This is a genomic window from Mycobacterium sp. UM_11 (assembly GCF_001414075.1).
Classification (GTDB): domain Bacteria; phylum Actinomycetota; class Actinomycetes; order Mycobacteriales; family Mycobacteriaceae; genus Mycobacterium.
Genome location: NZ_LATC01000052.1, coordinates 1 through 23,986, shown reverse-complemented (window position 1 = coordinate 23,986; position 23,986 = coordinate 1). Strand labels below are relative to the sequence as shown.

Here is a 23,986-nt window from a genome sequence, read left to right as displayed (position 1 = left end):
GTTTAGGACCGTGCCGGGGAGTTCGACACGACCTTTTCGCCCGGCGCGTCCCATCGTCTCTGCAACGCGCGTTCGGCGGCCGTGGGGACCAGGCCCGAGGGCGCGAACCGCTTCGAGGGCACCGGGTCCTCCTCGGTCAGCGGACGCCCGCCGCCACGAATTGCCCTGGCCGCGACCACAACTCCCGCGACGAAGACGATGAGAACCACCAGCGCAAAGACGATGGACAGGGTGCCCTGGATGAAGGTGTTCCTGATGACCTCGTCCAGCTGATGGGGATTCTTGGCCGCGCCGAACGCGGTCTTGCCGGCCCGCTGCGCCGCCGAGTACTGGGCGTGTTGAGTCCAGTAGCCGACCGCGGGATCCCCGGAGAAGATCTTCTGCCAGGACGCGGTCAGCGTGACCGCCAGGTCCCACAGCAGCGGAACCCCGGGAATCCACGCCCATCTCAGCAGCCCCTTCTTGATCACCACCACGGTGATGACGGTCAGCGCGATGCCGGCCAGGAGCTGGTTGGCGATACCGAACAGCGGGAACAGCGTGTTGATGCCGCCCAGCGGATCGGTCACGCCCATCAGCAGGGTGCTGCCCCAGGCGGCGACGACCGCCAGGCTGCAGATCCACACGCCGGGCCGCCAACTCGGGTTGCGCAGCTTGGTCAGCGGGCCGCCCAGGTTGCCCAGCGTGTCGGACAGCATGAAGCGGTTGACCCGGGTGCCCGCGTCGAGGGTGGTCAGGATGAACAGCGCCTCGAACATGATCGCGAAGTGATACCAGAAGGACTTCAGCCCGGCGCCGCCGAACACCCGCTGCAGCACCTCGGACATTCCCCAGGCGAGTGTCGGGGCCCCGCCGGTGCGCGACACGATCGACTTTTCGCCGACGCTGGCGGCGGCCTGGCCGATCTGGTCGGCGGTGGCCGGGGGGCCGTGCAGTCCGAGTGAGTTGACGTAGTCCGCGGCGCGGGCCGCGGTGGCGCCGGTCTGCGCGGCCGGCGCGTTGATCGTGAAGTAGAGATGCTGGTTGATGATCGACGCGGTGATCAGCGCCATGACGGCGACGAACGACTCGGTGATCATGCCGCCGTAGCCGATCAGCCGCATCTGGCCTTCCTTCTCCAGCAGCTTGGGCGTCGTCCCGGACGAGATCAGCGAGTGGAATCCCGACAGGGCGCCGCACGCGATGGTGATGAACAGGAACGGGAACAGCGAGCCGGCGAACACCGGACCGTTGCCCTTGGTGGCGAACTGCGAGATCGCGGGCGCCTGCATGACCGGCCGCGCGATGCAGATGCCGACCGCGAGCAGCGCGATGGCGCCGACTTTCATGAACGTGGACAGGTAGTCGCGCGGCGCCAGCAGCAACCACACCGGCAACACCGATGCGGCGAAACCGTAGACGATCAGGCACCAGCACAACGTCACCGGGGACAGCGTGAACCAGGATGCGCCCCAAGGTGTTTCGGCGACCCAGTTGCCGGACGCCACCGCGGCCAGCAGCAGCGCGAACCCGATCACCGAGACCTCCGACACCCGCCCGGGGCGCAGGAACCGCAGGTAGATCCCCATGAACAGGGCGATGGGAATGGTCATGGCGATGGAGAACACGCCCCAGGGGCTTTCGGCCAACGCCTTGACCACGATCAGGGCCAGCACCGCGATCAGGATCACCATGATCACCAGGACCCCGAGCAGGGCGGCCGCCCCGCCCACCGCGCCCAGCTCGTCGCGGGCCATCTGGCCCAGGGAACGGCCCCGGCGGCGGGTGGAGATCCACAGCACCAGGTAGTCCTGCACGCAGCCGCCGAACACCGCGCCGAGGATGATCCAGATGCTGCCCGGCAGGTAACCCATCTGGGTGGCCAGCACCGGGCCGACCAGCGGCCCGGCTCCGGCGATGGCGGCGAAATGATGCCCGAACAGCACGCGCCGGTCGGTGGGCACGTAGTCGGTGCCGTCGTCGAGCACCTCGGCCGGGGTGGCGTGATCGTCGCGCGGGCGAACGATCTTCATTTCGATCAGCCGGGCGTAGAACCGGTAGCCGATGATGTAGGTGCAGATCGCCGCGACCACGAACCAGACCGCGTTCACCGTCTCGCCGCGGGCGAACGCGATGCTGGCCCACGCGACGGCGCCGAGCACGGCGATGACCCCGAACACGATCTTGTGCCGGGCGGTGATGGGGGAGCGGTCGACGATCGCGACGGGCGGCAGGTCGTTGTCGGTGTGGATGTAGCTGACGTCTTTGTCCTGCTCCTTGACTGCCACGGCCGAAACCCTACGCCCGGGAAACGAATTGCGCGTGCTTTGTCAATACAGCGCGCGCACGGCATCGATGGTGTCGGCCTCGGCCGGGCTTTTGTCGTCGCGGTAGCGCACCACCCGGGCGAACCGCAGCGCGACACCGCCGGGATAGCGCGAGGATTTCTGGACCCCGTCCAGCGCGATCTCGACCACCTGCTCGGGCCGCAGCCGCACGACGTAGGAGTCCGTCCCATCGACGGCGAGTTCGCTGAACCGCGCGGTCTGCCAGTCCAGCATGGCGTCGGTCATGCCCTTGAAAGTCTTTCCCACCATGACGAATTCACCGGTGGCCGGGTCGCGCGCCCCGAGGTGGATGTTGGACAGCTTGCCGCTTCGGCGCCCCGATCCCCACTCGACGGCGAGCACCACCAGGTCCAGGGTGTGCACGGGCTTGACCTTCAGCCAGCCCGCGCCGCGGCGGCCCGCCTGGTACGGCGCGTCCGGCGCCTTGGCCAGGACGCCCTCGTGGCCGGCGGCCAGCGTCGCGTCCAGGAATCCGGCCGCCGTCTCCGGGTCCGCGGTGAGCAGCCGATCCACCCGCTGCGCGGCTGGCACCAGCGCGTCCAGGTCCGCCAGCCGCTCGGTGGTCGGCGCGTCGAGCAGGTCGACGCCGTCGCGATGCAGGATGTCGAAGAAGAACACCGAGAGCGGCTGCGCCGCACGGGCTTTGGCCACATCGACCGATCGGCCGAACCGCGACGCGGTGACCTGGAAGCGGTGTGGTGAGTTGTCGGGCCGCAGCGCGATCGCCTCGCCGTCGGCGATGAGGTCGCGCACCGGCAGCGCCAGCGTCGCCTCTACCACCTCGGGCAGGCGGGCGGTGACGTCGTCGAGGCTGCGCGTGTAGACGGTGACCTCGTCGCCGGACCGGTGGATCTGCACCCGGGCGCCGTCCAGCTTCGCCTCGAAAATCGTTGTCCCGCCGTGCCTCTCGAGCGCGTCGGCCACCCCGGTGGCGGTCTGCGCCAGCATCGGCCCGACCGGCCGGCCGACCCGCAGGGTGAACGCCTCCAGGCCCGGCGCCCCGGTACCCAAGGCCGCCGCCGCGACGGCGGGCAGGTCCCCGCCCAGCATCGCGGCCCGTTGCACCGACGCGACCGGGATGCCGGCGGCCTTGGCCACCGCGTCGGCCATGATCCCGGCCAGCGCCCCCTGGCGTAGCTCCCCGCCGAGCAGCCGCAGCAGAAACGCCTGCTCGGCTTCCGTCGCGGCGGCGAACAGGTCGGCGATCAGCTCGGCGCGCCGGGCCTGCGACCCTTTGCCCGACACCGCCCCGATCTGGAAGAAGCGGGCGTCCACCCCGGTAACGGTCAACGTCGGATGCGGCGCCGGTGCCGGGCGGGACCGCAACGACGCCCAGCCGACCCCGATCTGGCGCTGCCGCAGCTCACCGGAGAGCCAGGAGACCACGATTGCGACGCCGCCGTCGGGGTCGTCGGCGGCGCGGCGCAACAGGTCGGCGATGTGGGCGACCTTGCTCAGCCGCGACGACGTCCCGCCCACGTCAAGCGACGTCGTCGCCACGTCGACAAGGAGCACCAAATCAGCTTGTCACGGCTCACCGACAAGGCGGGGTCAACCCTCGGGGGCGGACACGCTAGCGTGCTACCTAACGTTACAGATTGCTAGGAATCTGACAACCCACAAGGAGAGGCCCGGATGGAGATCAACGGAAAGAAGGTCGTCGTCATCGGCGGCGCGTCGGGGATGGGTCGCGCCTCGGCGGAGCTGCTGGCCGAGCGCGGGGCGCAGGTCGCGATCCTCGACCGCGAGGGCTCCGACGGCAAGACGGTCGCCGAGGGCGTCAAGGGCGCGTTCTACCCGGTTGACGTCACCGACTTCACCGGCACCGAGGAGACGCTGCAGACCGCCGTCGACAAGCTGGGCGGCCTGCACGTCATCATCACCACCGCCGGCGGCGGCATCGCCAAGCGGACGATGACCAAATCCGGCCCGCACGACCTCGAATCCTTCCAATCCGTCATCGACCTCAACCTGATCGCCACCTTCAACATCAGCCGGCTGGCCGCCGCCCACATGGCCAAGAACGAGCCCGAGGACGAGGAGCGCGGCGTCATCATCAACACCGCCTCGATCGCGGCCTTCGAGGGCCAGATCGGGCAGGTCGCCTACACCGCCGCCAAGGCGGGCGTCGCGGGCATGTGCCTGACCATGGCGCGCGACCTGGGCTCGCTGGGCATCCGGGTGCTGGCGATCGCGCCGAGCCTGTTCGCCACGGGGCTGACCCAGGGCATCCCGGACGAATTCGCGTCGGCGCTCACCAAGGACGCGGCCTTCCCCAAGCGCCTCGGCCGGCCGATCGAGTACGCGAAGCTGGCGGCGGCCATCGTGGACAACCCGATGCTCAACGGCCAGTGCCTGCGGCTGGACGCCGGCCAGCGGTTCGCGCCCAAGTAGGCCACCCCCACAAGCCGCCCGCCTCGCATTAAGTACACTCTTTAGGCAGCCGCCCCGCTTCCCCTCGAAGCGGGGCAGGCTACCCAGCCGGTAGCGAGGAGGGCCCCTCATGGGTATCGCACTGACCGACGACCACCGCGAACTCGCCGATGTCGCCCGCGCGTTCCTGACCTCGCAGAAGGCCCGTTGGGCGGCGCGGTCCCTGCTCGACGCCGCCGAGGAATCCCGGCCGCCGTTCTGGCAGAACCTCGTCGAACTGGGGTGGCTGGGCCTGCACATCGACGAGGAGCACGGCGGCTCCGGCTTCGGCCTGCCCGAACTCGTGGTGGTGGTGGAAGAACTCGGCCGCGCCGTGGCGCCGGGCCCGTTCGTGCCGACCGTGATCGCCTCGGCGGTGCTCGCCAAAGACGGTAGCGCCGAACAGAAGTCGCGCCTGCTGCCCGGGTTGATCGACGGGACCGTCACCGCGGGGATCGGCCTGGACGGCAATGTGCAGCTCAAGAACGGGGTCGCCGACGGCGACGCCGGGATCGTGCTGGGCGCCGGGCTGGCCGAGTTGCTGCTGGTCGCCGCGGGCGAGGACGTGCTCGTGCTGGAGCGCGGCCGCGCCGGCGTGACGGTGCAGGTGCCGGACAACTTCGACCCGACCCGGCGGTCCGGTCGCGTCCGACTCGAAAACGTGGACGTCGGCGCCGACGACATCCTGACCGGCGCCCGGGCCGCGGCGCTGGCCCGGGCCCGCACGCTGCTGGCCGCCGAGGCGGTGGGCGGCGCCGCGGACTGCGTGGAGGCCGCCGTGGACTACGCCAAGGTGCGCCAGCAGTTCGGCCGGACCATCGCGACTTTCCAAGCGGTCAAGCATCATTGCGCGAACATGCTGGTGTCCGCCGAGTCGGCGATCGCCGCGGTGTGGGATGCCTCGCGCGCGGCGAGCGAGGACGAGGACCAGTTCCAACTGGTCGCCGGGGTGGCGGCGGCCCTGGCGTTTCCCGCCTATGCGCGCAACGCCGAGCTGAACATCCAGGTGCACGGCGGCATCGGTTTCACCTGGGAGCACGACGCTCATCTGCACCTGCGCCGCGCGCTGGTGATCGCGGCGTTGTTCGGCGGTGACGCGCCGGCCCGGGATGTCTTCGAGCGCACCGCCGCCGGCGCCAAGCGGGAGAACAGTTTGGACCTGCCGCCCGAGGCGGAGGAACTGCGCACCCGCATCCACGCCGACGCCGCCGAGATCGCCAAGCTGGACAAAGAGGCGCAACGGGACAAACTGATCGAGACGGGCTACGTCATGCCGCACTGGCCCAAGCCCTGGGGTCGGGCCGCCGACGCGGTGGAGCAGTTGGTCATCGAGGAGGAGTTCCGCGCGGCCGGCATCAAGCGGCCCGACTACTCCATCACCGGCTGGGTGATCTTGACCCTGATCCAGCACGGAACCGATTGGCAGATCGAAAGATTCGTGGAGAAGGCGCTCCGCCAGGAAGAGATCTGGTGCCAGCTGTTCTCCGAACCCGAGGCCGGCTCCGACGCGGCGTCGGTCAAGACCCGCGCCGTTCGGGTCGACGGCGGCTGGAAGATCAACGGGCAGAAGGTGTGGACCAGCGGGGCGCAATACTGCGCACGCGGCCTGGCCACCGTGCGCACCGACCCGGATGCCCCCAAGCACGCCGGCATCACGACCGTGATCATCGACATGAAGGGACCGGGCGTCGAGGTGCGGCCGTTGCGGCAGATCACCGGCGGCTCGGAATTCAACGAGGTGTTCTTCAACGACGTGTTCGTCCCCGACGAGGACGTCGTCGGCGCGCCCAACTCCGGGTGGACCGTCGCCCGCGCGACCCTGGGCAACGAGCGGGTCAGCATCGGCGGCAGCGGATCGTTCTACGAGGGCCTGGCGGCCACGCTGGTGCAGCTCGCTTCGCAGCAGTCAGATCGCTTGGCCGGGGCGCCGATTCGGATCGGGTCCTTCCTCGCCGACGATCACGCCCTGCGACTGCTGAACCTGCGGCGCGCCGCGCGCAGCGTCGAGGGGGCGGGGCCCGGTCCGGAGGGCAACATCACCAAGCTCAAGCTGGCCGAGCACATGGTGGACGGCGCCGCGATCTGGGCGGCGCTGTCGGGGCCGGAGGTCGCGCTGATGGACGGCCCCGCCGCGGTGGTCGGCCGGCTGACGATGGGAGCCCGTGGCATGGCGATCGCGGGGGGCACCTCGGAGGTCACCCGCAACCAGATCGCCGAGCGGATTCTCGGCATGCCGCGCGACCCGCTGATCAACTAGCCCCGTCGAGGCTCAGGCCGGCGCGAACAGCGGCGCCCCGCCGCTGCCCGTTTCCGGCTGCAGCTCGACGGGCATCCCGCATTTGACCGAATCGGGTTCGCAGCCAACGATGTTGGCCGCCACCCGCAGGCCCTGTTGTTCGGCGAGTTCGACGATGGCGATCACATACGGGACGGGCAGTTCCGGGTTGTACGGGTGGTGGTTCACCGTGTACGTGAAGACCGCACCCCGCCCGGAAACGGGCCGCGCGACCAGCTTTCCGCCACACGTGCGGCACACGCCGGCAGGCGGATGCACCCAATGCGCGCAGTCGGCGCAGTATTCGATGAGCAGCGGCTCGTCCGGCACGACGAATACAGTACACTCAATTGATTCGATGCGGGGCTATGGGCTGACGGGCGGTGGGCATGACGCATTTCGAAAAGGACGCGATTCTGTCCGGCATCGGCATCTCCCGGATCGGCCGCCGCACCGGCATCGCCGGCCTGGACCTGACCATGGAGGCGGTGCGGGCCGCCGTCCAGGACGCCGGGCTGGTCGCCTCCGACATCGACGGCATCGCGACGCTGGGCGACACCCCCGCCGGCGAGGTCAACGCCGAGCTGGGAATCGAGGCCGCGGATTGCGGTTCGGGCTTCGGCACCGGCGGCTTGCTCAGCCCGGTGATGTCGGCCTGCCGCGCGGTCGCCGAGCGGCGCGCCCGCCACGTGGTGGTGTACCGGACCATCCAGATGCTCGGGGGCACCGTCCCGGTGAAGCCGCAGGAGAACGCGCCCGCGCCGCCCCTCGCGCGGATGTTCGAGGCCCCCGAGGGCGCCGACCGCCCCGCCGTCGGCGCGATGGACGACGTCAATGACCTCGTCGCCGCGAACGCGTACTCCGCCGCGAACTGGCTGGCGCTCAACTGCCGGCGCCACATGGAGCTGTACGGCACCACCAAGCAACAGCTCGGCTGGGTGGCCCTCAACGGCAGGCGCAATGCCGCGTTGAATCCGCGCGCCGTGTACCGCGACCCGATGACCATGGCCGACTACCTCAGCGCGCGGCCGGTTTCCACCCCGTTCGGGCTGCTGGACTGCGACGTCCCGATCGACGGCTCGATCGCGGTGGTGGTTTCGCACGCCGAGTACGCGCGCGACTGCCCGCACCGCGCGGTCGCGGTGGAGGCGATCGGCGGGTCCGACGGCGCCGGCGGCTGGTTTCACCGGGACGACTACCCGAAGATGGCGATGTCGGACGCCGCGGCGCAGATGTGGTCGCGCACCGACCTCAAGCCGTCGAATCTCGAGGTCGCCGAGCTGTACGACGGCTTCACCTATTTGACCCTCGCGTGGCTGGAGGCCCTGGGAGTCTGCGGCGACGGCGAGGCGGGGCCCTTCGTCGAGGGTGGCGAGCGGATCGCCCGCGACGGGGTTTTGCCCCTGAACACCTACGGCGGTCAGCTGTCGGCCGGGCGCATGCACGGCTACTGGGCGCTGCACGAGGGGTGTCTGCAGTTGCGCGGCGAGGCGGGGGAGCGGCAGGTTTCGCGTCGCCCGGAGGTCGGCGTGGTGTCCGTGGGAGGCGGGCCCGTCGCCGGCTGCATGTTGCTCACATGCTGAAAATTGTTGCGCCGAAACGTTATTGGTCCTGACATGAGCACCGGCCTGGCGAACAAGCTGGCGTCGAAGATCGCGCGCGAGCTCGAGGCCGACATCGTCCGCCGCGGCTGGGCCACCGGGGAATCGCTGGGTTCCGAACACGCCTTGCAGGAGCGATTCGGGGTGAGCCGCTCGGTGCTGCGGGAGGCGGTCCGGCTGGTCGAACACCATCAGGTGGCACGGATGCGGCGTGGGCCGGGCGGCGGGCTGATCATCTGCGAGCCCGACGCGGGCCCCGCCACTCGCGCCGTCGTCATCTATCTCGAGTATCTGGGCACCACGCTGGGTGACCTGCTCAACGCGCGCCTGGTGCTCGAACCGTTGGCCGCGTCGCTGGCCGCGGAGCGGATCGACGAGGCGGGCATCGCGCGGCTGCGGGCGGTGTTGCGGGGCGAAGAAGAATGGCAGCCGGGGCTGCCGACGCCGCGCGACGAGTTCCACATCGCCCTGGCCGAGCAATCGAAAAACCCGGTGCTGCAACTGTTTATCGACGTGCTGATGCGGCTCACCACCCGCTACGCCCTGCAGTCGCGAACAAACACGGCCACCGAGGCCATCGAGGCGGTCGACCGGATGCACGTCGATCACTCCGAGATCGTCGAGGCCGTCACCTCCGGCGACCCGGCGCGGGCAAAAACGCTGTCCGAACGCCACGTCGAGGCCGTGACGGCCTGGCTGCAGCACCATCACCCCGGCACCGCGAGCCGGCGGCGCAAGCGGCGGCCGCTGAACATTGAGGCGCCCCGCGGCAAACTCGCGGAGATGCTGGCGGTCACGATCGGCGACGACATCGCCGCCGACGGCTGGCGGGTCGGTTCCGTCCTCGGCACGGAGGCGGCCCTACTGGAGCGATACCGGGTGAGCCGGGCGGTGTTTCGCGAGGCGGTCCGGCTGCTCGAATACCACTCGATCGCGCACATGCGCCGCGGACCGGGCGGCGGCCTCGTCATCGCTCAACCCCAGGCGCAAGCCAGCATCGACACCGTCGCCTTGTACCTGCAGTACCGCGATCCGAGCCGGGAAGACCTGCGCTGCGTCCGGGACGCCATCGAGATCGACAACGTCGCCAAGGTGGTCAAGCGGCGCGGCGAATCCGAGGTGGCCGCGTTCCTGACCGCCCACCGGTCCGAGGTCTCCGAAACACCCGGCGATCTGGGCGCCGCGGCGGCCGAAGAGTTCCGGTTCCACATCGGACTGGCCCAGCTGGCCGGCAACACCCTGCTCGACCTGTTCCTGCGCATCATCGTCGAGCTGTTCCGCCGGCACTGGTCGAGCACCGGGCAGGCGCCGCCGACCTGGGCCGACGTCCTTGCGGTCCACCACGCGCACCTACGGATCGCGGACGCGACCGAGGCGGGTGACGAGAGCCTGGCCCGCTATCGCGTTCGCCGTCATCTGGATGCCGCCGCCTCCTGGTGGCTGTGACACGTACTGAGTCCGGGATGTGATCTGTAGCTCGGTATATCGAAGGCCCCTCGGGGGTATTGGGGAGGGAGAAAGTTAACGGCCGGTCCAGCAGGGGGTTGGCATTCGTGATCGAAAGTGAGAGTGCCGGAGTGATGGCGGGCACCCAGATCGGCTTCGTCCACTCCGCGCTTATTTACCAATCCCAGCACGAGTATCTGGATGCGGTGACCCGCTTCATCGGCGACGGGCTGGCGGCCGGGGAGCCGGTACTGGTCGCGGTGCCGTCCGACAAGCTGGCGTTGCTGCGCGACGCGATGGCGGCCGACGGCGGCTTGCCGCCCGATGTGCAGACCGTCGACGTCACCGAGGAGGCCCGCAACCCGAGCCGGTTCATGGCGATGGAGGGTGCCTTCGTCGACGACCATCCCGACCGGCGGGTGCGGATCGTCAGCCAACTCGCCTGGCCCGGCCGCAGCGGCGAGGAATTGGTCGCCTGCGTGGAACACGAGGCGTTGGTCAACGGGGCGATGGACGGCTACCAGGCGACCAATCTATGTCTCTACGACGGGAGCCGGCTTGCCGACGAGGTGCTGGCCGACGCCCGGGCCACGCATCCCCTGCTTCTGCGCGGTGGTGCGCTGCAACGCAGCGCCGACTACGCCCCCGACGCCGCCCTGCGGCGCTGCAACCGGCCGCTGCCCGCCAACCCGGGCGCCGTGACCTACACGGTCAGCAAGTCCACGGACCTCAGCCCCGCGCGGTCCTTCGCGGTCGACTACGCCGGCTGGATCGGGTTGTCCCAGGACGGGATCGAGGACCTGCAATTGGTGGCCACCGAGCTGGCCAGCAACAGCTTGATGTACACCGATGGCGCCTGCCAGCTCGCCTTCTGGCGCGACGACGGTTATCTGGTGTGCGAGGCGCGGGACACCGGATGCTTCGACGATCCGTTGGTCGGCCGGCTGGACCCGGGTCCCTGCGGCCCCGCCAGCCGGGGCCTGTACCTGGTCAACGCCATTTCGGACCTGGTGCGCACCTACACCACCCCCAGCGGCACGACCATCCAGGCGTATCTCCGCTTCGACGCGTCGGCGGGGCCGACGGGTTGAACGCAAGCAGCCCCCGGGAGACCCGAGGGCTGCTTGACGTAATCAGTTAAAGGCCGAGGCCGCCAGTAATGCCGCCCACGATCCCGCCGACCGTGCCACCGGTGGTGCCGCCGACAAGGCCCCCGCTGCCGGCCGCGGCCGACGCGCATCCGGTCGGGAGTAGTAACACCGCGGCGACCCCGGCGGCCGCCGCGGCAGCTTTGAGGTTTTTCCTGGTGCCCTTCGCCTTCATGATGAGCCTTCTTTCATCCATGTGTAAGGGGTAATTGCACAGCCGTTGAATGACTGTCGCCTCCGCTTCATACCCCCTGTTGCACACGCGTAAACCAACGTTTTGCCGACTTGTTTTATCCGCGGAACTTGCACGTCAGGCGGGTGTGCGGCTAATGTCGGGCCTCGTGCGTCTTCTCGATCGCGTGGTAGTAGCTAGCACCCGCAGCGGGGTCTGACCTAGACCGACCCCCCGCTGTGGGTCGGAAGCTACCGCCGTCGGTCACTGGAATCGACCGAAGAAGACCGGCACATGACTATCCCCGAGCGGCTCGACCTCTCCAGCATTTCAGCCAGCCAATGCCTCGCCACGGTGTGGTTCGCCCGGCAGTTCGGCGCCGCGCTGCCCCGGGGTCTGCGGGAGCGGGCGGGCGCGATGACCTGGGAGCGATTCGTCGCGACGTACGGCCCGGCGGGACCCGTCCGGCTGGGCACGTGGGAGTGCACCGACACCGACCGGCGGGTGGGTCCGCACGCCCGCAACTTCCGGGCCGTCATCGCCGTGGGTGACCGCATCGCAACCTCGACCGCCGCGGCCGGCGGCCCGATCGCGGCCCTCGGCGCGATGCTGCACGAGCGCGGAATGTCGTTGGAAATCCTCAACTTTCATCAGCTGCAATCCGGTGGGCGCACCGCGACGTTCGTCCGCGGCGGCGACGGCGCGCGCGACGAGTGGGCCGTGGGTTTCTCCGAGGATCCGACGGAGTCGGCCCTGCGCGCGATGATCGCCTGCGCGAACCGGTTGATCGGCTGATCTCAGAGCGGGCGCAGCACGATCGGCATGCCGTCCATCGGAATGGGGATGGTGCGGTAGTCCCACTTCGACTCGTAACCCGGACGGGGCAGCTCGAGCCGGTAGCGACGCAGCAGCCGATGCATGATCGTCTTGATCTCCAACTGGCCGAACACCATTCCGATGCACTTGTGCGCGCCGCCGCCGAACGGAGTCCACGCGTACCGGTGGCGCTTGTGTTCGTTGCGGGGCTCGGTGAACCGTTCCGGGTCGAACTTCAGGGGGTCGGTCCAGATCTCCGGGAGCAGATGGTTCACCCCCGGAAACGCGGTGACGTTGGTGCCCTTCGGTAGGTAGTGGCCCAGCAATTCGGTGTCGCGCACCGTTCGGCGCATCGCCCACTGCACCGGCGTAACCAGCCGGATCGACTCGTTCATCACCAGATCCAGCGATTCGAGCTTCTCCAGCGACTCGATGTCGAGCGGCCCATCCCCGAGGCGGTCCGACTCGTCGCGGCAGCGTTGTTGCCACAGCGGATTCGCGGCGAGCTGGTAAGCCATGTTCGTCGCGGTGGTGGTGGAGGTGTCGTGGGCGGCCATCATCAAGAAGATCATGTGGTTGACGATGTCCTCGTCGGAGAAGCGGTTGCCGTCCTCGTCCTCGGTCTGACACAACACGGTCAGCAGGTCGCTGCCTTCCTTGCCGCGGCGCTCCTTGACGCGTTCGTCGAAGTAGTTCTCCAGCAGTTGCCGGGCCCTGATTCCGCGCCACCACGTGAACGGCGGGATCGGGTTGCGGATGATCGCGTTGCCGGCGCGGACGGTCATCGTGAAGGCTTTGTTCACCTTGGTCACCAACTCGCGGTCGGTGCCCGGCTCGTGGCCCATGAACACCATCGACGCGATGTCGAGGGTCAGCTCCTTCATCGCGGGGTAGAGCAGGAAGCGAGGGTCGTCGATCACCCAATCGTCGGCGATGACCTGCGACACCACCTGGTCCATGTGCTCGACGTAACCGGCGAGCCGGGACCGGATAAACGCCTCCTGCATGATCCGCCGGTGGAACAGGTGCTCTTCGAAGTCCAGGAGCATCAGCCCGCGCTTGAAGAAGGCGCCGATCACCGGGGTCCAGCCCTGCTGGGAGTAATCCTTGTTGCGGTTCGAGTAGAGCTCCTGGGCGGCGTCCGGGCCGAGCGCCGCGACGAATGGCAGCAACGGCGAGTCGCCGAAGACGAGCGGGCCTTTGGTCTCATACAGGAACATCAGGTAATCCGGGCCGCCGCGCAGCATCTCGATGATGTGCCCGATGACCGGCAGCCCCGCGTCACCCACCACCGCTTTGAGCCCGCTGCCCGGCGGCGGTTCGGCCAGCACGTGCTCGGGAAACTGGACGGTGCGCAGCCTGCGCTCCACCGCGCCCATCCCAGGAAAGTTGTTGACCGACGGGGTGAACCGGCGGCGCGCCTGGTCCAGCAGGTATTGCGGGGTGCTGATGGTGGCGGTCATAGACGCTCCTTTGCGGTCCCTCCCACGTGACAGCCGTCACTCTCCCCTAACCTTCGGGAAAAACTTGACGGCTGTCAAGTTTGCTTTTTGATCGGCGTGGTGCAAGGTCAGGGAATGAGCATCCACCCCGCCACCGGTGAGCCGGGCGGGCAGCGGCGCGGTGACAAACAGCGCCAGGCGATCCTGCAGGCCGTGCGGGAAATGCTGCAGGAAAAGCCATTCGCGGAGCTGTCGGTCAGCACCATCAGCCTTCGGGCCGGGGTGGCCCGGTCCGGCTTCTACTTCTACTTCGACTCCAAGTACGCCGTGCTCGCCCAGCTGATGGCCGAGGCCGCCGCGGAACTCGAGGAGCTCACGCAGGATTTCGCACCCCGCCAGCCGGGCGAGTCGCCGGAGCAGTTCGCCAAACGCATGGTCGGCAGCGCGGCTGCGGTGTACGCGCACAACGACCCGGTGATGACCGCCTGCAACGAGGCCCGCAACACCGACGTCGAGATCCGCAACCTGATGGACCAGCAATTCGAGGTGGTGCTGGGCCAGATCGTCGCCATCGTCGAGGCCGAGATGAAGGCCGGGACCGCCCACCCGATCAGCGACGACCTGCCCACCCTGATCCGCACCCTGGCCGGCACTACCGCGCTGATGCTGACCGGCGATCCCATCCTGGCCGGCCGCGACAGCGATCTCGACCGTCGCGTGCGCGTGCTCGAGCGGTTGTGGCTGCACGCGCTGTGGGCCGGGCGCCCGTAGACCGTTACCGCCGGTATCGTCACGGCAATGGGGCAGCAGGGGTACTTCGCAGGCAAACGGTGCCTGCTCACCGGCGCGGCCAGCGGCATCGGCCGCGCCACCGCGCTGCGGCTGGCGGCGCAGGGCGCCGAACTGTATCTGACCGACCGCGACCGCGACGGCCTGGAGTCGGCGGTGGCCGACGCCCGCGCGCTCGGCGCGCGAGTCCCCGCGCATCGGGCCCTCGACATCGCCGACTACGGCGCGGTGGCGGCCTTCGCCGCCGACATCCACCGCGACCACCCGAGCATGGACGTCGTGCTCAACATCGCCGGAGTGTCCGCCTGGGGAACCGTCGATCGGCTGACGCACGAGCAGTGGAGCAAGATGATCGCGATCAACCTGATGGGTCCGATCCACGTCATCGAGACGTTCGTCCCGGCGATGGTGGCGGCCCGCAACGGCGGGCACCTGGTGAACGTGTCCTCGGCGGCCGGGTTGGTCGCGCTGCCGTGGCATGCCGCCTACAGCGCGAGCAAGTACGGCTTGCGCGGGCTGTCGGAGGTGTTGCGCTTCGATCTGGCCCGCCACCGCATCGGGGTCTCGGTCGTGGTGCCGGGCGCGGTGAACACGCCTCTGGTGCAAACCGTGGAGATCGCCGGCGTGGACCGCGAAGATCCGAAGGTGGCCCGCTGGGTGAACCGGTTCAGCGGCCACGCCGTCTCGCCGGAGAAGGCCGCCGCGAAGATCTTGGCCGGAGTCGCCAAGAACCGCTACCTGATCTACACCTCGCCCGACATCCGGGCGCTGTACGCGTTCAAGCGGCTGGCGTGGTGGCCCTACAGCGTGGCCATGCGCCAGGTCAACGTGGTGTTCACCCGCGCGTTGCGGCCCGCCCCCGCGCCGCTAGCCCGGCATGGCCAGCTCGAGGCGCACCCCGAGCAGCCGAATCGGGCGGTCGAGCTCGAATAGGTCCAGGACGCGCAGCGCCGCGGCGACGATGGTGTCGCGATCGGTGGTCGGTGCGTCCAGCTTGCGAATCTTGGTGCGGGTGTAGAAGGTCGCGGTTCGCACGGTCACCGCGACCCGGGTCACGATCCGGCCCGACGCGAGCACGTCCGCCAGTGCCTGCTCGGCCAATTGCGTGATGGCCGAATTCATTTCGGCGCGGTCGGTGAGGTCACGCGGGAAGGTGACGACGTGGCTGCGCGAGCGTGGGAGCCACGGCTCGGCGCTGACTCGCGCGTCACCGCCGCCCTTGGCCAGTAGTAGCAGCCAGAGGCCGGTGCGTGGGCCGAACGTTGCGGTCAGCAGTTCGGCATCGCTGTGCGCGAGCTCCCATACCGTCGATATCCCCAGCGCTGCAAGCTTTTTCGCCGTCTTGGGGCCCACGCCCCAAAGTGCGTCGACTGGGCGGTCCGCCATCAGGGTCATCCAATTTGCGTCGGTGAGCGCGAAGATGCCCGCCGGTTTGGCGAAGCCGGTCGCGACCTTGGCGCGCTGTTTGTTGTCACTGATTCCCACCGAGCAGGACAAGTGAGTTTCCGACGAGATGACGGTTCGGATCTGTTCGGCCACTTCGGCCGGATCGGCGCCCGTCACCCCGATGTACGCCTCGTCCCAGCCCCACACCTCGACCGGGTGTCCCAGGTCGCGCAGCAACCCCATCACCTCGTCGGACGCCGCGTCGTAGGCGGGCGCGTCCGACGGCAGAAACGTCGCCTCGGGGCAGCGGCGCGCGGCCGTCCGCAACGGCATTCCGGCGTGCACGCCGAATTCCCGGGCCTCATACGAGGCGCAGGTGACCACCTTGCGCGGTTCGGTCGGATCGCCGCTGCCGCCGACGATGACCGGCAGCCCGGTCAGCTCGGGGTGGCGGCGCAACTCCACCGATGCCAGAAACTGATCGAGGTCGACGTGCAGGACCCAGCTGGGCGTCGGCTCGGTCATCGGCTATCGCCCACAAAGCTTGCGCGCCAGGCTTTCCCACGCGTCGCCCAGGGATTGAAGGGTATGACCGCCCTCGTTGAGCTGATGTTCCACATAGTTGACGTGCAGCAGGGCCAGTAGGGCGTCGGTCTGGACGTCGAGATCACCGGTGGTGTTCGCCGCCTGCAGCAACACCCGGATATGGGTGTGGTGCACCAAGACGGGCGCGCTGTAGCGCGTCTGCGGATCGCGGTGAGCCTCGGCCAGCAGGTCGCGATGGGCGTGGGCGAAGCCGATCCGTTCCCGGCCGAAGGCCACCAGCCGCTCCATCGGCGTGGCGTCGGGTCCCAGCGGTGGCGGTCCGAAGATGAAAGCCTGCTGGCTGGCTCGCTCGTCCTCGTCGAGCAGCACCATCATCAGGCCGGCGCGGCTGCCGAACCGGCGAAACAAGGTGCCCTTGCCGACGCCGGCGGCGGCGGCGACGTCGTCCATCGTGACCGCGTCGGCGCCGCGCTCGGCGACCAGGCGCCGGGCCGCGTCCACGAGGAGGGCGCGGTTGCGCGCCGCGTCACCCCGTTCCGGCACCGGCGCTTGCGGCGCCCAGACGGGCATGTCGCCGAGCCGCTCGATAGTGCTCACCCCAGTACTTTAACGCGGCGGGAATAGAAACGGACCATAGTCCGGTTGCAGCGTGCGAGGATGGAAACCAACAAGCGAAGGGAAACTACGACGGTGGCGGACAACATCAAGGTTTTGGCGCTGGTGGGGAGCCTGCGCTCCGCGTCGATCAATCGTCAGATCGCGGAGTTGGCGGCGGACATCGCTCCCGACGGTGTCACCGTGACGGTGTTCGACGGGCTGGGGGAGCTGCCGTTCTACAACGAGGAAATCGACGACGCGATGAACGCCGACGCGCCGCCGCTGGGCCCGGTGACGGCGCTGCGCACCGCCGCGGCCCAGTCTGACGCCGCGCTCGTGGTCACCCCGGAATACAACGGCAGTATCCCGGCCGTCATCAAGAACGCGATCGACTGGCTGTCCCGCCCGTTCGGCAACGGCGCGCTGAAGGGCAAGCCGCTGGCCGTCATCGGGGGATCCTTCGGCCAGTACGGCGGCGTGTGGGCGCACGACGAGACCCGTAAGTCGTTCGGGATCGCCGGGGCCCGGGTGGTCGACTCGCTCAAACTCTCGGTGCCGTTCAAGACCCTGGAGGGCAAGGCGCCCGCGGAGCACGCCGAGCTCCCGGGCAATGTGCGCGATGTCATCGGAAAGCTGGCCGCCGAAGTCGGCTGATTGGCGGAAGTCGACAAGCCGCCCGCCGGGCGACCAGCCAGGTTGCCGCAATCGCATAGCAGAAGCCGCCAGCCCCCGGCTGGCGGCTTTGCTGGTGGCGGCCCGGGGCGGTCGGGAGGCACCGGCGCCGCCGGGAGTTGTCGGTGTCCGGTGATACAACCATTCGCATGGGCGGCTTCCGTGGAAATGTGACCTGCGACACGCCGGGCGCGTGTCTTGCGGAGGCCCTACGACCAGCGAATTTCAGAAATGTTATTCCGAACATGTTGTATCTCGACATCTTGTCAGCCACTAGGTGTAGTGTTTCGAGCACCGGCAGATCCCAGGTTCACCAGGCCGACCGGGGCCTGGTTCACCACCCGAAATCGGCTCACCAGGTCATTCGACGCTGGGCGGCCGCAGGACGGGAATGTGGGGGCTTGACGGCCCGCTGTAACACAGCGAAGACGTAGTACCGAGTAGTTGCCAGTCCGTTACAGGTCCCACCTTCCGCAAAGGAGCGGCTTCCATGAGCATCACCGTGTACACCAAGCCGGCATGCGTGCAGTGCAGCGCCACGTTCAAGGCCCTCGACAAGCAGGGCATCGGCTACGAGAAGGTCGACATCACGCTGGACAACGAGGCGCGCGACTACGTGATGGCGCTTGGCTACCTGCAGGCCCCCGTGGTGGTGGCCGGCAACGACCACTGGTCGGGTTTCCGGCCGGACCGCATCAAGGCCCTGTCGGAGGCGGCGCTCAGCGCTTGAGTGTTTAGCGACGGACGTTAGGTAACGAAGGAGGTTGCGGTGCCATGGATAGCACGCAACGCAACCTGGTCTATTTCTCCTCCGTGTCGGAGAACACCCACCGCTTCGTGCAGAAGCTGGGTGTTCCCGCCACGCGGATACCGCTGCATGGCCGCATCGAGGTCGACGAGCCGTACGTGCTGATCCTGCCCACGTACGGCGGCGGCCGCGCCACCCCGGACCTCAACGCCGGTGGCTACGTGCCCAAGCAGGTCATCGCATTCTTGAACAACGAGCAGAACCGGTCGTTGATCCGCGGCGTCATCGCCGCGGGCAACAACAACTTCGGCGCCGAATTCGCCTACGCGGGCAACGTGATCTCGCGCAAATGCGGCGTGCCCTACCTTTACCGCTTCGAACTGATGGGAACCCCGGACGACGTGGACGCCGTTCGCGCGGGCCTGGCTGACTTCTGGAAGGAACAGACGTGCCACCAACCGTCACTGCAGAGCCTGTAACCTCCGGCGCGCACGCGTTGCCCGGTGAAACGGACTACCACGCGCTGAACGCCATGCTGAATCTGTACGACGCAGACGGCAAGATCCAGTTCGACAAAGACGTGCTGGCGGCGCGGCAGTACTTCCTGCAGCACGTCAACCAGAACACCGTCTTCTTCCACAACCAGGATGAGAAGCTCGACTACCTGATCCGCGAGAACTATTACGAGCGTGAGGTTCTCGACCAGTACTCGCGCAACTTCGTCAAGGAGCTGCTGGACCGCGCCTACGCCAAGAAGTTCCGGTTCCCGACGTTCCTCGGCGCGTTCAAGTACTACACCTCCTACACGCTGAAGACGTTCGACGGCAAGCGCTACCTGGAGCGCTTCGAGGACCGCGTGGTGATGGTGGCGTTGACGCTGGCCGCCGGCGACACCGGGCTGGCCGAGAAGCTGGTCGACGAGATCATCGACGGCCGCTTCCAGCCGGCCACCCCGACGTTTCTGAACTCGGGCAAGAAGCAGCGCGGCGAGCCGGTGAGCTGCTTCCTGCTGCGCATCGAGGACAACATGGAGTCGATCGGCCGCTCGATCAACTCCGCGCTGCAGCTGTCCAAGCGCGGCGGTGGGGTTGCGTTGCTGCTGAGCAACATTCGCGAGCACGGGGCACCGATCAAGAACATCGAGAACCAGTCCTCGGGCGTCATCCCGATCATGAAGCTGCTGGAGGATTCGTTCTCCTACGCCAACCAACTGGGCGCGCGCCAGGGCGCCGGCGCGGTGTACCTGCACGCGCACCACCCGGACATCTACCGTTTCCTGGACACCAAGCGGGAGAACGCCGACGAGAAGATCCGGATCAAGACGCTCTCGCTGGGCGTCGTGATTCCCGACATCACTTTTGAGCTGGCCAAGAAGAACGAGGACATGTACCTGTTCTCGCCGTACGACGTCGAGCGGGTCTACGGCGTGCCGTTCGCCGACATCTCGGTGACCGAGAAGTACTACGAGATGGTCGACGACGCGCGCATCCGCAAGACGAAGATCAAGGCGCGGGAGTTCTTCCAGACCCTCGCCGAGTTGCAGTTCGAGTCCGGTTACCCCTACATCATGTTCGAGGACACGGTGAACCGGGCCAACCCGATCGAGGGCAAGATCACGCACTCGAACCTGTGCTCGGAGATCCTGCAGGTGTCCACGCCGTCGGAGTTCAACGACGACCTGTCGTATTCCAAGGTGGGCAAGGACATTTCGTGCAACCTCGGTTCGCTGAACATCGCCAAGGCGATGGATTCGCCGGACTTCGCGCAGACCATCGAGGTGGCGATCCGCGCGCTGACCGCGGTGAGCGACCAGACGCACATCACCTCGGTGCCCTCGATCGAGCAGGGCAACAACGAGTCCCACGCGATCGGGCTGGGGCAGATGAACCTGCACGGCTACCTGGCGCGCGAGCGCATCTTCTACGGGTCCGAGGAAGGCATCGACTTCACTAACATCTACTTCTACTGCGTGCTGTACCACGCGCTGCGGGCGTCGAATCGCATCGCGATCGAACGGGGTAGGGCCTTCGGCGGTTTCGAGCGGTCGAAGTACGCCTCGGGTGAGTTCTTCGACAAGTACATCGACCAGGTGTGGGAGCCGCAGACCGACAAGGTGCGTCAGCTCTTCGCCGACGCGGACATTCGCATACCCACCCAGGACGACTGGAAGCGCCTGAAGGAGTCGGTGCGCGAGCACGGCATCTACAACCAGAACCTGCAGGCCGTCCCGCCGACGGGGTCGATCTCCTACATCAACCACTCGACCAGCTCGATCCACCCGATCGCCAGCAAGGTCGAGATCCGCAAGGAAGGCAAGATCGGCCGCGTCTACTACCCGGCGCCCTACATGACCAACGACAACCTGGAGTACTTCCAGGACGCCTACGAGATCGGCTATGAGAAGGTCATCGACACCTACGCCGCGGCCACCCAGCACGTGGACCAGGGGCTGAGCCTGACGCTGTTCTTCAAGGACACCGCCACCACCCGCGACGTGAACAAGGCGCAGATCTACGCCTGGCGCAAGGGCATCAAGACGCTCTACTACATCCGGCTGCGGCAGATGGCGCTCGAGGGCACCGAGGTCGAGGGCTGCGTCTCCTGCATGCTGTAGGAGCGCACGAGGGAAGTCTCCGGTGAGCGCGGTTACCGGCCATCCGATCGTCGACGCCGCGTTGCGGCGTTACGAGGACGCGCTGGGGGCCGACCTTCCCGTCTACCGAAATCACGTCTATCGGGGACTGACCTATCACCAAGCGCTGCGCGGTGCCCCGTTGCCCGACTGGGCGGCGCTCGCGTGGGCGGTGCACGACCTGGGCATCTGGACGGCGGGCACCTTCGATTACTTGGAGCCCTCGGCCGACCTCGCGTCGAGCCTGGCCGGCGAGTTCGGCATCGCCGAAGTCGGCGACGCGCGCACGATGATCACCTGTCACCACAAGCTGCGCGCCGTTGCCGACCCGATGATCGAAACGTTTCGCATCGCCGACCGCGTCGACGTCAGTCGTGGGCTCCTGCGCGGGCCCCTGCCGCGATCCCTCGTCAACGGCGTGGTGACCGAACTGCCGTACCTGAGATTCCACGCCTTCCTGGCACGCGGCCTGCTCGGCTACGCGGCCTCTCACCCACGCCGGCCGTTTCCGATGCTGCGCTGGTGAGGCGGAGTCTGCCCAGGTCAGCGGGGCCTACGCGGTATGGTGCTTGATGTGGTGAAAATGCCTCGACCCTCCCGACCACCTCACCCCGGCGTGAAGCCGCCGGGGGTCAAGGTCGACGCGCGCAGCGAGCGTTGGCGCGAACACCGCAAGAAGGTGCGCGGCGAAATCGTGGACGCGGCCTTCCGCGCCATCGACCGGCTGGGCCCGGACCTGAGCGTGCGGGAGATCGCCGAGGAGGCCGGCACGGCCAAGCCGAAGATCTACCGCCATTTCCACGACAAGTCCGACCTGTTCCAGGCCATCGGCGAACGCCTGCGCGACATGCTCTGGACGGCGATCTTCCCTGCGGTGAGCCTCAAGACCGACTCGGCGCGCGAGGTGATCCGTCGCAGCGTCGAGGAATACGTGGGCCTGGTCGACCAGCACCCCAACGTGCTGCGGGTGTTCATCCAGGGCCGCTCGGCGGCCAGCCCGCAGATCCTCAACGAGGGCCGGGGGATCACGTTGGCGATGGCCGACCTGTTCGACGACGAGCTGCGCGAAATGGAACTCGACCACGCGGCGTTCGAGCTGGCCGCGCACGCGGCCTTCGGCTCGGCCGCCTCGGCCACCGAATGGTGGCTGGGCCCCGACCCGCAAAGCGCCCGGCGCATGCCGCGCGAGCAGTTTGTCGCCCACCTGACGACGATCATGGTGGGTGTCATCGTCGGCACCGCCGAGGTGCTCGGCATCTCGATGGATCCCGACCGGCCGGTACACAGCGTGGTGCCCAGCAATCCGGCGGCGAGCTGAGGCGTTGACAGCATCCGATACCCTGGGTACCGGGTATTTTTCGTGAACCAACAGGAAGACCGATCCACCGTGACCGACGTCGTGACACAAGACGAGCCGACAACCGCACACCAGCCCGTCCACACGCGAGCCATCATCATCGGGACCGGCTTCTCCGGCCTCGGCATGGCGATCGCCCTGCAAAAGCAGGGCTTCAGTGGGCAAGACTTCGTCATCCTGGAAAAGGCCGGCGACATCGGGGGGACCTGGCGCGACAACAGCTACCCCGGCTGCGCCTGCGATATCCCGTCGCACCTGTATTCGTTCTCATTCGAGCCCAAGCCGGACTGGAAGAACCCGTTCTCCTACCAGCCTGAGATCTGGGACTACCTCAAGGGCGTCACCGACAAGTACGGGCTGCGCCGCTACATCGTGTTCAACTCCCTGGTGGACCGGGCCCACTGGGACGACGACGAGAACCGTTGGCATGTGTTCACCGCCGACGGCCGTGAGTACGTCGCCCAGTTCCTCATCTCCGGCGCGGGCGCGCTGCACATCCCGTCGTTCCCCGAAATCGAGGGTCGGCACGAATTCGCCGGTCCCGCTTTCCATTCCGCGGAATGGGACCACAGCGTCGACCTGACCGGCAAGCGGGTCGCGATCATCGGCACCGGCGCCAGCGCGATCCAGATCGTGCCCGAGATCGTCGGGCAGGTCGCCGAGTTGCAGCTCTACCAGCGCACCCCGCCGTGGGTGGTGCCGCGGTCCAACCCCGATATCCCGCCGGCCCTGCGGCGGGCCATGGAAAACGTCCCCGGGCTGCGCGCGCTGACGCGTCTGGGGATCTACTGGGCCCAGGAGGCGCTGGCCTTCGGGATGACCAAGCGGCCCAACGCGCTGAAGTTCATCGAGGCCTACTGCAAATACAACATTCGCCGCTCGGTGAAGGACCGCGAGCTGCGCCGCAAACTGACGCCGCATTACCGCATCGGGTGCAAGCGAATCCTGAACTCCTCCACCTATTACGGCGCGGTCGCGGACCCCAAGACCCAACTGATCACCGATCCCATCAGCCGCATCACGCCCGACGGGATCGTCACCGCCGACGGCCAGGAACACCAGGCGGACGTCATCGTCTACGCCACCGGCTTCCACGTCACCGACTCCTACACCTACGTCCAGGTCAAGGGTCGGCACGGCGAGGACCTGGTCGACCGCTGGAACCGCGAGGGCATCGGCGCGCACCGCGGCATCACCGTCGCCGACGTACCGAACCTGTTCTTCCTACTCGGACCCAACACCGGGCTCGGGCACAACTCCGTGGTGTTCATGATCGAATCGCAGATCCACTACGTCGCCGACGCGATCAAGACCTGCGACAAGAGGGGCGCGCAGGCGCTGACGCCCACCCGTGCCGCGCAGGACCGCTTCAATGATGAACTGCAACAAAAGCTTTCGCAGTCCGTGTGGAACACCGGTGGCTGCGCCAGCTGGTATCTCGACGAGCACGGCAGGAACACCGTGCTGTGGGGCGGCTACACGTGGCAGTACTGGCGCGCCACCCGCGGGGTCAAGCCGGAGGAGTACCGGTTCTTCGGGACAACCGATCAAAAGAATCTGAGCCCCGCCGGGTAGGCATCACCTGGCCTGCCGGGCCTTACACCTGTCTCTTATACACAT

General features: G+C 67.9%; 22 protein-coding genes. 15 read left to right on the top strand and 7 right to left on the bottom strand.

Annotation, left to right across the window (positions count from 1 at the left end):
- Window positions 1-2: 2 nt before the first annotated feature.
- Together WU80_RS14555 and WU80_RS14550 are read right to left on the bottom strand one after the other, a co-directional pair.
- Window positions 3-2,267, bottom strand: a complete 2,265-nt coding sequence (locus WU80_RS14555) for a carbon starvation CstA family protein (protein WP_055403339.1) — start codon at window positions 2,265-2,267, stop codon at window positions 3-5.
- A 42-nt stretch (window positions 2,268-2,309) separates the two neighbouring features.
- Window positions 2,310-3,842 (bottom strand): ATP-dependent DNA ligase, encoded by a 1,533-nt coding sequence (locus WU80_RS14550; protein ID WP_055403357.1) that lies wholly within the window; start codon window positions 3,840-3,842, stop codon window positions 2,310-2,312.
- A 120-nt stretch (window positions 3,843-3,962) separates the two neighbouring features.
- Here WU80_RS14550 and WU80_RS14545 point away from each other — a divergent pair, with 120 nt between their 5' ends.
- Window positions 3,963-4,721 carry an SDR family NAD(P)-dependent oxidoreductase gene (locus tag WU80_RS14545; protein ID WP_055403340.1) on the top strand — a complete coding sequence of 253 codons (759 nt, stop codon included), beginning with the start codon at window positions 3,963-3,965 and terminating at the stop codon, window positions 4,719-4,721.
- A 109-nt stretch (window positions 4,722-4,830) separates the two neighbouring features.
- The gene (locus WU80_RS14540) at window positions 4,831-6,996 is read left to right on the top strand and encodes an acyl-CoA dehydrogenase (protein WP_055403341.1); all 2,166 of its coding nucleotides are present in this window, start codon (window positions 4,831-4,833) and stop codon (window positions 6,994-6,996) included.
- A gap of 12 nt (window positions 6,997-7,008) precedes the next feature.
- Here WU80_RS14540 and WU80_RS14535 read toward each other — a convergent pair whose 3' ends face one another.
- The gene (locus tag WU80_RS14535; protein ID WP_055403342.1) at window positions 7,009-7,344 is read right to left on the bottom strand and encodes a Zn-ribbon domain-containing OB-fold protein; all 336 of its coding nucleotides are present in this window, start codon (window positions 7,342-7,344) and stop codon (window positions 7,009-7,011) included.
- 59 nt (window positions 7,345-7,403) lie between these two features.
- Between WU80_RS14535 and WU80_RS14530 the strand changes: the two genes are divergently transcribed.
- The 3 genes from WU80_RS14530 (at window position 7,404) to WU80_RS14520 (ending at window position 11,152) form a co-directional block, all read left to right on the top strand.
- Entirely contained in the window at window positions 7,404-8,597 is a 1,194-nt protein-coding gene (locus tag WU80_RS14530) for a thiolase family protein (protein ID WP_055403343.1), read from the top strand.
- Window positions 8,598-8,630: 33 nt separating this feature from the next.
- Entirely contained in the window at window positions 8,631-10,061 is a 1,431-nt protein-coding gene (locus tag WU80_RS14525; RefSeq protein ID WP_055403344.1) for a FadR/GntR family transcriptional regulator, read from the top strand.
- Between the two features lie 107 nt (window positions 10,062-10,168).
- A complete protein-coding gene (locus WU80_RS14520) occupies window positions 10,169-11,152 on the top strand; it encodes a sensor histidine kinase (protein ID WP_055403358.1) in 984 nt (327 codons plus the stop codon).
- Between the two features lie 46 nt (window positions 11,153-11,198).
- On the opposite strand, the gene WU80_RS14515 is transcribed toward WU80_RS14520, so the two are convergent.
- Entirely contained in the window at window positions 11,199-11,405 is a 207-nt protein-coding gene (locus WU80_RS14515; protein WP_231633828.1) for a hypothetical protein, read from the bottom strand.
- Between the two features lie 270 nt (window positions 11,406-11,675).
- Between WU80_RS14515 and WU80_RS14510 the strand changes: the two genes are divergently transcribed.
- Window positions 11,676-12,176: a hypothetical protein gene (locus WU80_RS14510; RefSeq protein ID WP_055403345.1), complete on the top strand. Its 501-nt coding sequence runs from the start codon at window positions 11,676-11,678 to the stop codon at window positions 12,174-12,176.
- Window positions 12,177-12,178: 2 nt separating this feature from the next.
- Here WU80_RS14510 and WU80_RS14505 read toward each other — a convergent pair whose 3' ends face one another.
- A complete protein-coding gene (locus tag WU80_RS14505; RefSeq protein WP_055403346.1) occupies window positions 12,179-13,660 on the bottom strand; it encodes a cytochrome P450 in 1,482 nt (493 codons plus the stop codon).
- Window positions 13,661-13,774: 114 nt separating this feature from the next.
- On the opposite strand from WU80_RS14505, the gene WU80_RS14500 reads away from it, so the two are divergent.
- Window positions 13,775-14,410 carry a TetR/AcrR family transcriptional regulator gene (locus tag WU80_RS14500; RefSeq protein ID WP_055403347.1) on the top strand — a complete coding sequence of 212 codons (636 nt, stop codon included), beginning with the start codon at window positions 13,775-13,777 and terminating at the stop codon, window positions 14,408-14,410.
- A 27-nt stretch (window positions 14,411-14,437) separates the two neighbouring features.
- The gene (locus WU80_RS14495) at window positions 14,438-15,361 is read left to right on the top strand and encodes an SDR family oxidoreductase (protein ID WP_055403348.1); all 924 of its coding nucleotides are present in this window, start codon (window positions 14,438-14,440) and stop codon (window positions 15,359-15,361) included.
- Here WU80_RS14495 and WU80_RS14490 read toward each other — a convergent pair.
- Both WU80_RS14490 and WU80_RS14485 read right to left on the bottom strand, forming a co-directional pair.
- Complete coding sequence (locus tag WU80_RS14490; RefSeq protein WP_055403349.1) at window positions 15,296-16,339, bottom strand: DNA polymerase IV; 1,044 nt, start codon at window positions 16,337-16,339, stop codon at window positions 15,296-15,298. The genes WU80_RS14495 and WU80_RS14490 overlap by 66 nt on opposite strands.
- 3 nt (window positions 16,340-16,342) lie before the next feature.
- On the bottom strand, window positions 16,343-16,957 hold the full coding sequence (locus WU80_RS14485) for a TetR/AcrR family transcriptional regulator (RefSeq protein WP_055403350.1): 615 nt from the start codon (window positions 16,955-16,957) through the stop codon (window positions 16,343-16,345).
- A 60-nt stretch (window positions 16,958-17,017) separates the two neighbouring features.
- Here WU80_RS14485 and WU80_RS14480 point away from each other — a divergent pair, with 60 nt between their 5' ends.
- The 7 genes from WU80_RS14480 (at window position 17,018) to WU80_RS14450 (ending at window position 23,941) form a co-directional block, all read left to right on the top strand.
- Window positions 17,018-17,611: an NAD(P)H-dependent oxidoreductase gene (locus WU80_RS14480; protein ID WP_082459855.1), complete on the top strand. Its 594-nt coding sequence runs from the start codon at window positions 17,018-17,020 to the stop codon at window positions 17,609-17,611.
- A gap of 508 nt (window positions 17,612-18,119) precedes the next feature.
- Window positions 18,120-18,359, top strand: coding sequence for a redoxin NrdH (locus tag WU80_RS14475; protein ID WP_055403351.1), 240 nt, complete (start codon window positions 18,120-18,122; stop codon window positions 18,357-18,359).
- A 44-nt stretch (window positions 18,360-18,403) separates the two neighbouring features.
- On the top strand, window positions 18,404-18,856 hold the full coding sequence (nrdI, locus tag WU80_RS14470) for a class Ib ribonucleoside-diphosphate reductase assembly flavoprotein NrdI (RefSeq protein WP_055403352.1): 453 nt from the start codon (window positions 18,404-18,406) through the stop codon (window positions 18,854-18,856).
- Window positions 18,826-20,991, top strand: coding sequence for a class 1b ribonucleoside-diphosphate reductase subunit alpha (gene nrdE / locus WU80_RS14465; RefSeq protein WP_055403353.1), 2,166 nt, complete (start codon window positions 18,826-18,828; stop codon window positions 20,989-20,991). Before nrdI ends, nrdE begins: the two co-directional genes overlap by 31 nt.
- Before the next feature lie 22 nt (window positions 20,992-21,013).
- On the top strand, window positions 21,014-21,535 hold the full coding sequence (locus WU80_RS14460) for a hypothetical protein (protein ID WP_055403354.1): 522 nt from the start codon (window positions 21,014-21,016) through the stop codon (window positions 21,533-21,535).
- A 57-nt stretch (window positions 21,536-21,592) separates the two neighbouring features.
- Complete coding sequence (locus WU80_RS14455) at window positions 21,593-22,327, top strand: TetR/AcrR family transcriptional regulator (RefSeq protein ID WP_055403361.1); 735 nt, start codon at window positions 21,593-21,595, stop codon at window positions 22,325-22,327.
- A gap of 69 nt (window positions 22,328-22,396) precedes the next feature.
- On the top strand, window positions 22,397-23,941 hold the full coding sequence (locus WU80_RS14450; RefSeq protein WP_055403362.1) for an NAD(P)/FAD-dependent oxidoreductase: 1,545 nt from the start codon (window positions 22,397-22,399) through the stop codon (window positions 23,939-23,941).
- Window positions 23,942-23,986: the final 45 nt, after the last annotated feature.

Excerpts from the sequence above, each read along its gene's own strand:
- WU80_RS14540 (WP_055403341.1), top strand. The coding sequence starts at position 4,831 with ATGGGTATCGCACTGACCGACGACCACCGCGAACTCGCCGATGTCGCC.
- WU80_RS14495 (WP_055403348.1), top strand. The coding sequence starts at position 14,438 with ATGGGGCAGCAGGGGTACTTCGCAGGCAAACGGTGCCTGCTCACCGGC.
- nrdI (WP_055403352.1), top strand. The coding sequence starts at position 18,404 with ATGGATAGCACGCAACGCAACCTGGTCTATTTCTCCTCCGTGTCGGAG.
- WU80_RS14505 (WP_055403346.1), bottom strand. The coding sequence starts at position 13,660 with ATGACCGCCACCATCAGCACCCCGCAATACCTGCTGGACCAGGCGCGC.
- WU80_RS14515 (WP_231633828.1), bottom strand. The coding sequence starts at position 11,405 with ATGGATGAAAGAAGGCTCATCATGAAGGCGAAGGGCACCAGGAAAAAC.
- WU80_RS14510 (WP_055403345.1), top strand. The coding sequence starts at position 11,676 with ATGACTATCCCCGAGCGGCTCGACCTCTCCAGCATTTCAGCCAGCCAA.
- WU80_RS14480 (WP_082459855.1), top strand. The coding sequence starts at position 17,018 with ATGGAAACCAACAAGCGAAGGGAAACTACGACGGTGGCGGACAACATC.
- WU80_RS14475 (WP_055403351.1), top strand. The coding sequence starts at position 18,120 with ATGAGCATCACCGTGTACACCAAGCCGGCATGCGTGCAGTGCAGCGCC.
- WU80_RS14525 (WP_055403344.1), top strand. The coding sequence starts at position 8,631 with ATGAGCACCGGCCTGGCGAACAAGCTGGCGTCGAAGATCGCGCGCGAG.
- WU80_RS14490 (WP_055403349.1), bottom strand. The coding sequence starts at position 16,339 with ATGACCGAGCCGACGCCCAGCTGGGTCCTGCACGTCGACCTCGATCAG.
- WU80_RS14545 (WP_055403340.1), top strand. The coding sequence starts at position 3,963 with ATGGAGATCAACGGAAAGAAGGTCGTCGTCATCGGCGGCGCGTCGGGG.
- WU80_RS14455 (WP_055403361.1), top strand. The coding sequence starts at position 21,593 with ATGCCTCGACCCTCCCGACCACCTCACCCCGGCGTGAAGCCGCCGGGG.
- WU80_RS14500 (WP_055403347.1), top strand. The coding sequence starts at position 13,775 with ATGAGCATCCACCCCGCCACCGGTGAGCCGGGCGGGCAGCGGCGCGGT.
- WU80_RS14530 (WP_055403343.1), top strand. The coding sequence starts at position 7,404 with ATGACGCATTTCGAAAAGGACGCGATTCTGTCCGGCATCGGCATCTCC.